Annotated in this window: 11 protein-coding genes and 1 pseudogene; 7 read left to right on the forward strand and 5 right to left on the reverse strand. The window is 70.9% G+C overall.

Going from position 1 to position 12901, the window contains the following annotated elements:
- Nucleotides 1–17 precede the first annotated feature (17 nt).
- Nucleotides 18–1355, reverse strand: coding sequence for a ferric reductase-like transmembrane domain-containing protein (locus ACFV6E_RS08255; protein ID WP_385166433.1), 1338 nt, complete (start codon nt 1353–1355; stop codon nt 18–20).
- 168 nt (nt 1356–1523) lie between these two features.
- Between ACFV6E_RS08255 and ACFV6E_RS08260 the strand changes: the two genes are divergently transcribed.
- Together ACFV6E_RS08260 and ACFV6E_RS08265 are read left to right on the forward strand one after the other, a co-directional pair.
- Entirely contained in the window at nt 1524–2228 is a 705-nt protein-coding gene (locus tag ACFV6E_RS08260) for a response regulator transcription factor (protein ID WP_385166435.1), read from the forward strand.
- Nucleotides 2225–3661, forward strand: a complete 1437-nt coding sequence (locus ACFV6E_RS08265) for a sensor histidine kinase (RefSeq protein ID WP_385460011.1) — start codon at nt 2225–2227, stop codon at nt 3659–3661. The genes ACFV6E_RS08260 and ACFV6E_RS08265 overlap by 4 nt, the downstream gene beginning before the upstream one ends.
- Nucleotides 3662–3689: 28 nt before the next feature.
- On the opposite strand, the pseudogene ACFV6E_RS08270 reads toward ACFV6E_RS08265, so the two are convergent.
- The 3 genes and pseudogenes from ACFV6E_RS08270 to ACFV6E_RS08280 form a co-directional block, all read right to left on the reverse strand.
- A pseudogene (locus tag ACFV6E_RS08270) lies at nt 3690–3943 on the reverse strand (GNAT family N-acetyltransferase); the annotation flags it as partial.
- An 885-nt stretch (nt 3944–4828) separates the two neighbouring features.
- Nucleotides 4829–5536: a carbon-nitrogen hydrolase family protein gene (locus ACFV6E_RS08275; protein ID WP_385460013.1), complete on the reverse strand. Its 708-nt coding sequence runs from the start codon at nt 5534–5536 to the stop codon at nt 4829–4831.
- A gap of 165 nt (nt 5537–5701) precedes the next feature.
- A complete protein-coding gene (locus ACFV6E_RS08280) occupies nt 5702–7894 on the reverse strand; it encodes a TerD family protein (protein WP_385460015.1) in 2193 nt (730 codons plus the stop codon).
- Between the two features lie 248 nt (nt 7895–8142).
- Between ACFV6E_RS08280 and ACFV6E_RS08285 the strand changes: the two genes are divergently transcribed.
- The gene (locus tag ACFV6E_RS08285) at nt 8143–8781 is read left to right on the forward strand and encodes a DUF4232 domain-containing protein (protein WP_385460017.1); all 639 of its coding nucleotides are present in this window, start codon (nt 8143–8145) and stop codon (nt 8779–8781) included.
- A gap of 69 nt (nt 8782–8850) precedes the next feature.
- Here the strand turns inward: ACFV6E_RS08285 and ACFV6E_RS08290 are convergent, their stop codons facing one another.
- Nucleotides 8851–9249: a hypothetical protein gene (locus ACFV6E_RS08290; RefSeq protein ID WP_385460019.1), complete on the reverse strand. Its 399-nt coding sequence runs from the start codon at nt 9247–9249 to the stop codon at nt 8851–8853.
- Between the two features lie 138 nt (nt 9250–9387).
- On the opposite strand from ACFV6E_RS08290, the gene ACFV6E_RS08295 reads away from it, so the two are divergent.
- Genes ACFV6E_RS08295 through ACFV6E_RS08310 form a run of 4 tightly spaced genes read left to right on the forward strand, consistent with a single transcriptional unit; the run spans nt 9388 to nt 12795 of the window.
- On the forward strand, nt 9388–10188 hold the full coding sequence (locus ACFV6E_RS08295; protein ID WP_385166444.1) for an ABC transporter permease: 801 nt from the start codon (nt 9388–9390) through the stop codon (nt 10186–10188).
- Nucleotides 10185–10967: an ABC transporter permease gene (locus ACFV6E_RS08300; RefSeq protein WP_385166446.1), complete on the forward strand. Its 783-nt coding sequence runs from the start codon at nt 10185–10187 to the stop codon at nt 10965–10967. The genes ACFV6E_RS08295 and ACFV6E_RS08300 overlap by 4 nt, the downstream gene beginning before the upstream one ends.
- Entirely contained in the window at nt 10960–11778 is an 819-nt protein-coding gene (locus ACFV6E_RS08305; protein ID WP_385460021.1) for an ABC transporter ATP-binding protein, read from the forward strand. The genes ACFV6E_RS08300 and ACFV6E_RS08305 overlap by 8 nt, the downstream gene beginning before the upstream one ends.
- Nucleotides 11779–11838: 60 nt before the next feature.
- The gene (locus tag ACFV6E_RS08310) at nt 11839–12795 is read left to right on the forward strand and encodes an ABC transporter substrate-binding protein (RefSeq protein WP_385460023.1); all 957 of its coding nucleotides are present in this window, start codon (nt 11839–11841) and stop codon (nt 12793–12795) included.
- The last annotated feature ends 106 nt before the right edge of the window (nt 12796–12901 follow it).

Genomic DNA, 12901 nt, shown 5'->3' on the forward strand with positions numbered 1-12901 from the left:
TGTCTTCCTCGTCTCCCTCAGCCCGCCAGGCTGAAGCGCTCGAAGTGGATCTGCTGCTTGGGCACGCCGAGGTCGCCCAGCGTGCGCAGCACGGCGTTCATCATCGGCGGCGGCCCGCACAGGAAGACGTCCCGGTCGGCGACGTCCGGCACCAGCCGGCCCAGCTCGCGCGGCGCCAGCCTGTCGGGCACGGGCGGACCGGTGACCAGGTGCAGTTCGGCGCCCTTGGCGAGGGCGAGGTCACGCAGCTCGTCGTAGAGGACGGCGTCGCGTTCGCCGCCGACGCGGTAGATGACGACCGCGTGGCCCTCGATGTCCTCCAGGATGGCCCGGATGGGAGTGACGCCGACGCCGCCCGCGATGAGCAGCGACTCGGTCCGTGTGCGGTGCATCGTGGTGAAGGCGCCGTAGGGGCCCTCGGCGAAGACGCGCGTGCCGACCTTCAGGTGACGCAGGGCCGCGCTGCCCTCACCCGCCGCCTTGGCGGTCAGGCGCAGGCCGCGGCCGTCGGGGGCGGCGGAGAGGGAGAACGGGTTGGCCTGCCACCAGCGGTCCTTGGTCAGGAACCGCCACAGGAAGAACTGGCCGGCCTGTGCGGGCAGCTTGTCGAGGTCCCGGCCCGTGATGTGGATGGAGACCACGTTGTCGGACTCCGGGACGACCGCGGAGACCCGGAACCGGTGGCGCGTGTTGCGCCACAGCGGCAGGGCGACGCGTCCGAGCACGACGGCGCCCAGGGCCACGGCCCACACCCCGTACCAGTACGCCGTCGCGGCGGACGACGAGGTGAAGGTCGTACCGACCGCGACCTGGTGGGTGAAGGCGAGCACCACGGCGACGTACGCGTACAGGTGGATGAAGTGCCAGGTCTCGTAGGCGAGGCGGCGGCGGGCGTAGCGGGCGGAGACCGCGCCGATGACGAGGACGATGCCGAACGCGACGATCGCGCGAAGCACGCCCTCCGTCGTCTCGGCGAGGTCGACGAGCTCGGTGATCGGGCCCACGTCCGCGCCGTCCGCGTAGCCGAAGCTGATGAAGACGGCGTGCGCGAGCAGCGTCCACAGCAGGGCGAAGCCGGTCCAGCGGTGCCAGCCGGTCAGCCGGTCCATGCCGATCCGCCGGTCGAGCCAGGGCAGCCGGGCCACCAGGACCAGTTGGAAGGCCATGATCAGCGCCCCGTACAGGCCGGCGAGGCGGCCGATGACGATCAGGGCGTTGGAGGCGAAGCCCGCCTGCGCGAAGAAGTAGGCGACCACGGCCGCGTTGGCGGCGAGCACCGCGTAAAGGCCCGTGCGGGCCACCACCCTGGGGCGTATCGCCGTGGGGGGCGCAGGGGGTGATTGGACGGTCGTCACGGGACGGCAGCTCCTCGGTTCGGATGGTGGGGCTCCGGGCGGGGGGTTCGAGCTTCGCTGGCGGAACCTGTCGGCAAGCTGTCGGACTGCTGACAAGTGCTTATCAATGCGCCTGCTGTGTGATCGGGGGCACATGTTCATGACGGCTGTGTGACGCACTATGGGCCGGTGGAAAAAGTTCGCCTCCTGGTCGTCGACGACGACCCGCCCATCGCCGACCTCGTCGCGACCGTCGCCCGCTACGAGGGCTGGGACGCCGTCACCGCGAACTCCGGTGAGGAGGCGCTCAGGCTCGCCGGCGAGTTCCGCCCGGACATCGTGGTGCTCGACCTGATGCTGCCGGGCGTGGACGGCTTCGGCGTCCTGGACCGGCTGCGCCACTCGGGCACGATGGTGCCCGTGGTCTTCCTCACCGCACGGGACGGCGTCGCCGACCGGGTGGCGGGGCTGACCCGGGGCGGTGACGACTACCTGGTCAAGCCGTTCGCGGTGGAGGAGCTGATGGCGCGCCTGCGCACCGTGCTGCGGCGCAGCGCCGGGCCGAACTTCCAGCGGTCGGTGCTGCGGGTGGGCGACCTGTCGATGGACGAGGACACCCACGAGGTGCGCCGCGGCGAGCGGCTGCTCACCCTCACGCCCACCGAGTACGAGGTGCTGCGCTTCCTGATGCGCAAGTCCCCGACCGTGATGACCAAGGCCCAGATCCTCGACCATGTGTGGGAGTACGGCTTCGGGGGACGCTCGAACGTCGTGGAGCTGGTCGTCAGCCGGCTGCGCCGCAAGCTCGACACCGACGCTGACGCGGACACGGCCGCACCCATGATCCAGACGGTACGGGGCTTCGGGTACGTCATCCGGCAGGCGGGCGAGTGATCGGCAGACTGCGCCGGGCCTACCGGCGACTGCGCCTCGGCACCCGGCTCGCACTGGGTCTCGGGGCGCTGTCCCTGCTGGTGTTCGCCGTGGTCGGCACCGCCCTGACCACGTACATGCGGGACTATCTGCGCAACCAGCTCGACGACCAGCTCGTCCTCGCCCAGGTCGCCCAGTCCAAGAGCATCGCCGAGAAGGGCACGCTCCAGGGCAAGAAGTACTACCACTGGTACTACGCCGTGTACGACGTCTCGGGCCGCGAACCCGAGCTGCGCTCGCCCGAGGAGAGCGGCGACCTGCCCGAGGACATCGCTCCCCTCACCTCCCTGGCGGCGCAGCAGATATCCGACGACACCGAGGTGCTGCGCACCGTGCACCTCACGGGCGAGGGCGAGTACCGGCTGCGCGCCTGCGCGGTGCAGCCTGGTGTGGTGCTGGTCAGCGCGGCGCCGACGGACGACATCGACGCCACGGTGCGGCGGCTGATCGGGGTCCAGGTCGTCGCCTTCGCGCTCGCGCTCGCGGCGCTGGTGGAGTTCGGCCGGCGGATGCTGCGCCGGGGCCTGAACCCGCTCAGCGACATGGCGCACACCGCCCACGGCATCGCCTCGCACGACCTGACCGAGTCGGCGGCCCGGCTGCCGATCCGCGCCGACGAGCGGGGCGGCGGCCCGGAGGTCGAGGAACTGCGCACGGCCTTCAACACGATGCTGGAGCACATCGACGACTCACTCGCGGTCCGCGCGGAGGCCGAGCAGCGCCTGCGCCGCTTCGTCGCCGACGCCTCGCACGAACTGCGCACCCCGCTCATGTCCGTACGGGGGTACGCGGACCTCTTCCAGTACGCCGCCGCCAATGCCCCCGAGGAGCGCGACAAGCATCTGGCGCGGCTGCGTGCCGAGGCCGCCCGGATGGGGGTGCTCCTGGACGACCTGCTGCTGCTCGCCCGTCTGGACGCGTCCGAGGTGGACGCGCCGATCAGGCCGCGGGAGGCGGATCTCGTGGAGCTGGCCGAGGACGCGGCCGCCGCGTTCCGGGCCGGCCACCCGGACCGTCCGCTCACGGTCACGCCCCCGCCGGGCCCGCTCCTTCTGCGCATGGACCCGCAGCGCATCCGGCAGGTCCTGGACAACCTCCTCACCAACGCGGCCGTGCACACCCCGGCCGGCACACCGGTGTCGGTACAGGTCGTACGGGAGCGGGACACGGCGGTGGTACGGGTCGAGGACGCCGGTCCCGGCATCCCGCCCGCCGACCGCGAGAAGGTCTTCGACCGCTTCTACCGCGTCGACAAGGCCCGCACCCGCGACCGCGGCGGCAGCGGCCTCGGCCTGTCGGTCGCCCGCTCCCTGGTCACCGCCCACGCCGGCACGATCACCCTCACCGGCGAACCGGGCTCGACGGTGTTCACGGTGGTACTGCCGGTGCGGTGACACTGCCGGTGCGTGCGGTGGCACTGTCCTACACCCACCTCACGCCGAACCACTGCCCGGCGCCGTACTCCTCGAACCGCTCCACCTCCGTGAAGCCCAGCGTCGCCGCGAGGCGCATCGCGCGGTCGTTGGCGGTCTGGGTGCGGAGCACCACGGGCTCACCGGGAAGCGCGTCGGCGCACCAGCCGAGGGCCGCCGCGCACGCCTCGGCGGCGTAACCGCGACCCACGCCCGCGGCAGGAACAGGTAGCCGAGCCCGGCCTCTCCGCCACCGGGACGGACACGCGCTAGTCCAAGGCGGCGGCCGGGGAATGGGCGGCCAGCCACCTCGATCCCCCGCTGGGCCGGGCTGATACGCCGCGCGATCGACGAACGCCCGGGCCCATGGCTGAGAGTTCACCGCCGCAGTGACCCGGCAACGGTCGGTCCCGCAGCGGAATTCCTGGCGCACGGACCGGAATTCGCCGAAGACATCTCCCGGCGTTTCGCGTCCTGACAGAAGTCGGATGTTCTCGGGGCGCGGCGCGGGTTACGCTCCCTGTCGTGCCCGAGACATCGAAGTGCGGATAGGGTCCAGCAGCGTTGTGCGCGAGCTTGCCGACCAGCTCAGCGAGTCGGAAGAGCAGCTGTTCCGCGAGTCGGTCCTGACTGTCCAGACTGCTTCGGCGGACGCTGTCGAACAACTCGCGGCCACGACTCCACCGCGTTTGATCGGCAGCCATCTCCAGGGCGGCTTCAATCTCCGAAGTCCTGCCCAGACTCAGCGAAGCTGCCTCAAGGACCTGGCCGGCCCATGTCACTGGGTGTTGCTGCCGTTCGAACAGGGACCGTCCCCACTGGTGGATGTCATTCGCTCGCTCGCTGCTCATCGCACCATGATGACAACGTGGAAGGTCGGGACCAACGGCGCTCAGCGCTGCACACTCATCCGAGCGCGAGCGCGGGCACACGCGCAGGCACAGGAACACGCACGAACACGAGCATTGGCGCGAGCACGGGACACCTCACCGACATCCTGGAGGCGATCTCGGTCGCCGCGCTTGCTGCCCTGGCTCCTCTCCCTGGAGGACGGCCGCATCGGCGCCGCGCAACTCGTCGTAGTCGAGCGCATCGCATACGGGTGAGGCGCAGCGGCGAAGCAGCACTCATGTGCCGCCCGGGGCGCGCTCAGCCGACCTCCGCCACCACGACCGCGGCCGTCTCGCTGTCGGCCTGCGTCAAGAGCGCGCCGCCCGGCGCCCATACCGCGGAACGGCCACAGCCGGTCCAAGGGCCCGCCGGACCGACATGGTTGGCCAGTACGACGTACATGTCCGCGTCCTTGGCGATGCCCGGATAGACGGTCGCCAGCTCATCGGCTCCGCCGCTCGTGCCGTACAGCGAGCCGGCCAGATGCACTTGGCAGCCGTCAGCGGCCCCACGGGAGGTCAGGGCAGGGAAGTGGTTGTCGTAGCACGTGGCCAGTGCGAAACGGACTCCGCCGAGTTCGAAGCGTCCATCGCGCCGGCCCGCCGTGAAGGCGTCTTGCTCGTGCTCGAAGAGGTGTTGCTTCCGGTACGTGGTGATCGGCTCGCCGTCACTGCCGAACACCAGCGTCTCGATGGCAGGCCGTGGCCCCTCGGTGGTGGCCACGCAATTGACGACGGTGGCGATGCCGCTGTCACGGATCGCGTCAAGCCGGGGATCGTCCGCCTTCGCCCACAGGCTGCGATCGGCGAGTACGGCATCGAGCTCGTACCCGGTCAGGGCAAGCTCCGGGAACACCACCAGCTCCGCGTCCCGCGCACGCGCCTCGGCGGCGAGGGCCGTCATCCGCCGGACGTTGGCGGACACGTCGGCCGGAACACAGGTGAACTGACCTGCTGCGATCTTCATGAGGACACGTCCGAGGCGGTCAATACGGGGGAGAAGGAACACGCAACGGGAGGCGCTGTGTGCGCCTCCCGTTCACGTCGGCGGCGAGGAAAGCGAAGGAGCTTGATTTCAGAGAGGAATGAGAAGGAAGCCCCTTCATGGCCTCGCCGTGGGAAACGCTAACACTCACGCCGGGATCAAGTCGCGCAGGTTTTCGAGGGTGATGATCCGGGAGTCCGGGTGCAGGTCCTGTGCGCCCGGCAGTGCCTCGGGGCGTTCAAGGCCTATGTACGTCACCGGCCCGTCCGGGGCCGGGGCCTCGCCGTCCCACAGGGTCACCGTCGTGCTGTCGTCGGTCATCAGGTCGGTCAGGTACCGCACGCTCAGGTGCTCGCGCTCCACGACGGCACGCACCACCGCGGAGACCGAGAGCTGGTTCTCCTCGACCCGGTTGCCGTACGAGATGCCCTTCAGGTACAGGTGCAGCCACTTCGCGCGCCACCGGCCGTCGTCCTCGCGCTTGAACACCAGCGGCAGCGCGATCCGGCCCGCCCCGCGCAGCTCCGACTTCATCCGCACGGTGCGCGGTTCGAACGGCCGGCCCTTCTGTTCACCGTCGCGCAGCATGAAGCCGAAGAAGGACTCCTCGACGTCCTCGAAGCTCTCGCCGGAGTAGATGTTGACCTGCGGGACGATGAAGGCGCCGCGTACCCGGTCCAGGGACAGGTTGATGAATTCCGAGGCCCCTTCGGGCGCCTCTGTGACATCGCCCGAGTGCCGGCCCCCCATGGCCGTGAGGGAGGTGTAGGACAGCCAGGAGTCGGTGCTGTAGTCGGTGTTCAGCAGAAGTGCCGAGAGGTCGAAGTCGGTCCGGTACTCGGTCTGCTTCCAGTACACGAAGAAGCGGAGCTGTTCGCCGTCGACCGCCGAGAGCGAGCCGCGCGGCAGTACGCCGAGCCCGGCCGTGGTCGCCCGGCCGCTGAGCGGGAGCGCCACGTCGAGGACGTCCGGGTCGACCAGCAGCCGCCCCGGAGCGGGGAGTCTGCGGCGCAGCTCGGCGTCGAGGGCGGCGATCAGTCGGTCGCGGTCGGCGGCGGGGACGGGCCGCCGGGCGTCGGAGGTGACCCAGCCGCGGCCCCAGCGGTTGACGAAGACCCGCGGTGCGGCGGTCTCCCGCTGACGGTTGTGGAAGTGCTCGCGGACCGAGAGCACGACCCGGCCGGAGACCTCGGGGGCGACCCGTACCGCGGCGGCCACCACCGCGTCCCGCTCCTCCTGGTCGGCGGCGGTGCGCAGCAGCAGGTCCAGGGCGCGGAACAGCTTGCCGGGCGCGGACCGCAGCAGTCGTACCGCGCCGGGGACGTCGGAGTCGTCGAGGAGCCGCTCGAGACGGCTGTCGAAGGAGAGCGCCTCCTTCTCGCCCCGCGCCACCGCGAACACGTCGGCGGCGTGCGGCCAGCGCGGGTGCTCGTGCGGGTGCAGCCGCTCGCCGAGCCGCTTGAAGGGCTCCCGGTGGGCGTGTACGTCGGCGAGCTTGGCGGGGTTCGCCGCGATCACGGCGTCGAGGCCCGCGAGGAGTGCGCGGCGGGTCCGGCGCGACAGTCCCCGGAACCGGGTCGGCTCCCGCAGCGTCACGTCGCCGCCCGACAGCGCACAGGCCAGCCGCAGCACGTCGGTGACGGTGTCCAGCAGCAGGTCCGCGCCGGCGGCGAGGCGGGCCTCGTTGACGACGGCGCGGTTCTCCCGGACCGGGATCGTCTCCGGCTGGGGGCCGAGCGCGCACTGCCCGGCGAGGGTCCTGAGGTCGTGCAGGTGCTCCTCGCCGAGCGGGGTCGTGCTGCCGGCCAGGGCCAGGTACAGGTCCGACAGCTCCTCGTCCAGGTCCCGCCCGAGGTGCAGGACGGTCACCCGGTCGCCCGCCGAGGCGATCAGCTCGTCCTGGGCCGCGAGCATCTCCTCGTAGGTGTGCTGGTAGCGGCCGTACGTGGGGAGGCTGAGCAGGTTGAGAACGCCGTGCGCGAGCTGCGTCAGTACGTTCTCTCGCGACTCGTCGTCGCCGAGCGCCTTGGTCACGCACCGCATCCAGAACTCTTCGGTGTCCGGCACGTGCGCCGGGAAGTCGATGAAGTACGCGTTGTGCCGGACGTGGTCGCCCGTCATCTCGCTCACGGTGCGCAGCGTCCGCCGGGCGGTGTGCAGGACCGCGGCCTCGGACAGTCCCGACAGCCGTGCCAGCAGCTCCGCCGAGAGCTTGAACCCCACGGTCGTCAGCGCCGCGTCGAGCTGCCGCGCGGCGGCGGCCCCTTGTCCGGTGGATCCCTTCGGGGCGGGTACGCGGTAGGTGTGCCGGACAACCAGCGATTCGAGACTGTGCGCCATTCGGTGATGATCGCAGAGGTCAGCACGCGGACGCACAGGGGTTTTCCGTGCGTCCGCCCGACCGGTCGGCGATCTCGGCGACCTCGGCGACCTCGGCGACCGGTCGCACGGCGCACCCTGGCGAAAAAGTTCCGAAGCAGCGCGAACTTTTCCGCCGGGCCGACCATCGAACCCTATGAACAGCGCAAGAAGACGGCGCGGGCGCACTGCGGAACCGCGCCGGAGAACACGAGTGGAGAACGACTGCCATGACCGAGCGCCGGAACACCACCGACCAGAACGCAACCACCCACACCACCGCTACCGCCACCGCCACCGCCGGGAACGGCACCGGCCGACGGTCCAGCCGCGCCGCGCTCGCCGTGACCGCTGTGACCGCCGCGACGGCCGTCGCCGGACTGGGACTCGCCGGCACGGCGACCGCACAGACCTCGGGCACGAGCGCCGCCCAGGCCTCCCCTACCTGCTCCGCCTCCGCACTCAAGGTGACCTTCGGCAAGAAGCTGGCCGGCGGCATGAACCACCACGGTGTCATCATCACCTTCCGCAACCTCAGCGGCGAGACCTGCGCGCTGCGCGGCTACCCCGGCCTGGGGCTGGAGAACTCCGCGCACCACACGCTCAAGTCCAGCACGCACTGGGGCCCCACCTGGTACGCCGCCGACCCCGGCAAGAAGACGCTCACCCTCAAGGACGGCGAGAGCGCCGAGGCCCTCGTCTCCTGGACCGGCGTGAACACCGGGACCTCCGACGCGGTGCACGCGTCGTACCTGCAGATCACGCCGCCCGCCGCGACCACGCACAAGACGCTGGCCTTCCCCGAGTGGGTCGACAACGGCGACCTCGACGTCACCGCGCTGGCCAAGCACATCGACGTCGGTGAGTGAGTCCCGGCACCGGCATGGTGCGCCCCGCTCCCCCGGCCGACGGGTGGGCGGGGCGCACCGCCGCCTGCCTCAGTCGGGGAAGACGGGTATGCCGTCCTGATCGATGTACGGAAGATCCGCCGGCTCCTGTTCCATCGCGCGCCAGACCGCGTGCGCCGCCGCGAACCTCACATCGCCGGGACCGGTGTCCGCGGGGCGCTCGACGATCTCCGTGACGAGCACCAGCACCCGCGGCGTCGGGGCGGCAAGCCGCCTCAGGGCGTACCAGGCGCCTTCCGCCGCCTCCCGCCGCAGATCGTCGTCGTACGGGTACGGCCATGCGTCGGGACCGTAGACGGCACGCCGCCGGCCGAACAACTCGTCACCGAGCACGACAGCGGGTTCGTCGCGAGCGGTCACCTCCACGGTCACCTGGGCGAAGCGGGCCCATCGGCTCGTCTGGCGCCCGAGCCGGAACGTCCCTTCCACGCCGGCAGCGTCCCGCAACACTCAACTCCCCTACTGACTGGCCGAATTGATCTCCGTCCCCGGGATTGAGCACGGGTACCGCCAGACCCTACCGTCGTAGGTACATCGATCGGTGGGGGGCGGGCGGTGGGGGCGGACATGGCTGGGGTGCGCGGTGTCGGCGCGCGCCGCGGATCGGCGCGTGTCGCCAAGGGGGTCGCGGGTGTCGCCGGGGCCGCCGCCGTCTGGGAGGCGCTGCGCGCCGCCTCGGTCCTGCCGGAGGCCAACGCCCCGTCCGTCGGCGCGATCGCGTCCGCGCTGGTGCGCGAGAGTGGCGGGGGCCCGCTCGCCACGGCCACGGCCCAGACCGCGTACGCGTGGGCCGTCGGTTTCGTCACCGCGGCGGGCGTGGGCGTACTGACCGGCACGCTGGTGGGCCTGTCGCGGTGGGCGGACGCGGCCACGGGCCCGCTCCTCAACTTCCTGCGGCCGATTCCGGCGGTGGCGCTGGTGCCGGTGGCCATCGTGCTGCTGGGGCTCGGGCTGCGCATGCAGACCTTCCTCATCGGTTTCGCCTCGGTGTGGCCGGTGCTGTTCAACACCCGTTACGGGGTGCGGAACGTGGATCCGCTCCAGCTCGACAGCGGCCGGATCCTGGGACTGCGCCGGCTCGCTCTCGTGCGCCGGGTCGTTCTGCCCGCCGCGCTGCCGGCCGTCTTCACCGGGCTGCGGCTGGCGGCGTCCATCGCGGTGGTCGTCACCGTGGTGAGCGAGCTGGTCGCCTCGGGCACGGGCCTGGGGCACTACATCGACCTGCACCAGCAGGTCGGCGACGCGCCGGAGGCGTTCGCGGGGGTCGTAGTCGCCGGGGCGATCGGGTGTCTCGTCAACGCCGCCGTGCTGCTGGCCGACCGGCTGACCGTGCGCCGGCGCGCGCTCACCTCGGAAGGCCTCCGGTGAGCCGCCCGAGCGTCCGTACGGGCCGGGCCGCCGTCGGCGCAGTGACCACCCTCGCGGTGCTGGGGGCGTGGGAGGCGGTGGGGCGTTCGGGCTCCGTCCTCTTCCTCGAGCCGTTCTCCGTCGCCGCGCGCGGGGCCTGGGACCTGCTCACCGGTCCCGGTCTGCGCCAGGACGTGCTGCCGTCGGCGGCCCGCGCCGCCACCGGCTTCTTCGTGGGCTCCGCGCTCGGCATCGCCGCCGGTCTCCTGCTCGGTCACTTCCGTGTGCTCGACCCGTGGGTGCGCCCGGTTCTGGAGTTCCTCAGGGCCGTGCCCATACCCGCCGTGCTGCCCGTCGCGGTGCTCACCTTCGGCCCCACCTCCGGGACGCGGGTGGGTCTGATCGCCCTCGGCGCCGTGTGGCCCGTCCTGCTCAACACGGTGGACGGGGCGCGGGCGGTCGACGCGGGCTTCGTGGACGCGGCGCGCGCGGCGCAGGCCGGCCGGTGGCGGGTGGTGAGCCGGGTGATCTGGCCGGCCTGTCTGCCGCAGGTCTTCGCGGGCCTGCGGATCGCCCTCGGCATCTCGCTGATCATGATGGTGATCAGCGAGATGGTCGCGTCGACGAGCGGCCTCGGTTTCTTCGTCCTCCAGGCCCAACGGGCGTACGCCTTCCAGGACATGTACGCCGGTGTGCTCGTCCTGGGTCTGCTGGGCGGTCTGTTCACTGTGCTGTTCACCGTCGTCGAGCACCACGTCCTGGCCTGGTACGAGGGGCAGAAGGGAATCGGCCGTGGCTGAGGGGGATCTCACGGGGGACGGCGGGCCGGACAGTGGGCGCAAGGTGCTGGAGGTCGACCGGCTGGCGAAGGTGTACGCCGCCTCCCGCTCGTCCGGCGGCGGCGGTACGGAGGCGATCGCCGATCTGACGTTCAGCGCCGCCCGGGGCGAGTTCGTGGCGCTGGTCGGCCCTTCGGGCTGCGGCAAGACGACGCTGCTGCGCTGCGTCGCCGGGCTCGACCGGCCGTCGTCCGGCGCGGTCCGGCTGGACGGAGCCGTCGTGCGCGACGTGCAGCCGTCCCTCGCCGTGGTCTTCCAGGAGTACACGCGCAGCCTGTTCCCCTGGCTCACCGTGCGCCGCAACGTCGAGTTCGGGCTGCACGCCCTGCCCCGCCGGGAGCGGTCCGCCCGGGTGGCCGACTCGATCGAACACGTCGGGCTCACCGAGTTCGCGGACCACTATCCGTGGCAGTTGTCCGGCGGCATGCAGCAGCGGGTCGCGATCGCCCGGGCCATCGCCTCGCGGCCGGTCACCCTGCTGATGGACGAGCCGTTCGCCTCCGTGGACGCCCAGACCCGCGCCCAGCTGGAGTCCATGGTCCTGGACCTGTGGCGCGAGTTCGGCTGGACCGTCCTGCTGGTCACCCACGACATCGACGAGGCGATCTTCATGGCGGACCGGGTGCTCGTACTGTCGCGCCGGCCCAGCCGGGTGCTGCGCACGGTGACGGTGGCGCTCGACCGGCCGCGCGATCAGGTGGAGACGCGGGCGCTCCCGGAGTTCCAGCAGTACCGCAAGGAGATCTTCGGGCTCATCGGCACGGCGGGATGACCTGCCCTTCCGCGCCCTTCCCCCCACTTCCTGTCCCGAGCAAGTACGTAGGAGGCACTCGTGAAGCGGTCCCTGCCCGTGTTACTCGCACTTCCGATGCTGCTCGTGACCGCTTGCGGTGACGACTCGCCCGCCTCCTCCTCGTCCTCCGGAGGCCTGACGAAGATCACTGTCGCGAACGCGGCGGTGACCAACTCCGCTTCGCTGGTGCTGGGCGTCGAGAAGGGTTTCTTCCGCGCCGAGGGCCTGGACGTGAAGCTGAAGGACACTCCGCCCGCCTCCACCCAGGCGGCCGTCGTCAGCGGCGACGCGCAGTTCGGGTTCACCAATGTGCCGGCCATCCTCGTCGGCGCCTCCAACGGTCTTCCGGTACGGATCGTGGGGCCGGCCGGCAAGTTCGCCCGCGACAAGGACAAGACCCACATCCAGGTCGTCGTGCCGAAGGGCTCCTCGATCACCTCCGTCAAGGACCTGGAGGGCAAGAAGGTCGCGGTCGACACCCTCTACCAGCTTCCGCACCTGAGCTTCATCGTCTCGGCGCGCAAGAGCGGCGTGGACACCGACGGCATCAAGTTCGTGGAGACGCCGTTCTCGGCCATGGCCGACGCGCTTGCCAAGGGCCAGGTCGACGCCGCCGACCTCGCGGAACCGTTCCTGACCGCGGAGTTGCAGAAGGGCGGCCGCAGCGTGCTGTCCAACGGTCACGGTTTCGAGCCGGAGACCGTGCAGACCATGTGGATCACGTCCGCGTCCTACCTGTCCGGCAACAAGGCCACGGTCGACAAGTTCACGCGTGCGCTGAAGAAGTCCAACGAGTACGCGGCGGCCCACGACGCCGATGTCCGCCAGGCCACCACCACGTACACCAAGACGTCCGAGGAGCAGAGCAAGAAGCTCCTGATGCCGCACTTCTCGCCCACGACGGACCGCGAGAACTTCCAGACCTACCTCGCCACCATGAAGGACCTGAAGGTCATCAAGAAGGACGTCGATCTGGACGAGCTGTTCATCGACTAGGGTCTGTTTTCAAAGATGATCAGGGTCGTGTCATGATCACTTGCCATGGCTCGTGGGGATCTGACGGAAGCGCAGTGGTCGGCGTTGGAGCCGCTGCTGCCCAAGG

Origin of the sequence: Streptomyces sp. NPDC059785 (genome assembly GCF_042732375.1) — a bacterium.
GTDB lineage: Bacteria > Actinomycetota > Actinomycetes > Streptomycetales > Streptomycetaceae > Streptomyces.

Coding starts and splice junctions, on each gene's coding strand:
- ACFV6E_RS08285 (WP_385460017.1), top strand. CDS start 8,143: ATGACCGAGCGCCGGAACACCACCGACCAGAACGCAACCACCCACACC.
- ACFV6E_RS08295 (WP_385166444.1), top strand. CDS start 9,388: ATGGCTGGGGTGCGCGGTGTCGGCGCGCGCCGCGGATCGGCGCGTGTC.
- ACFV6E_RS08275 (WP_385460013.1), bottom strand. CDS start 5,536: ATGAAGATCGCAGCAGGTCAGTTCACCTGTGTTCCGGCCGACGTGTCC.
- ACFV6E_RS08280 (WP_385460015.1), bottom strand. CDS start 7,894: ATGGCGCACAGTCTCGAATCGCTGGTTGTCCGGCACACCTACCGCGTA.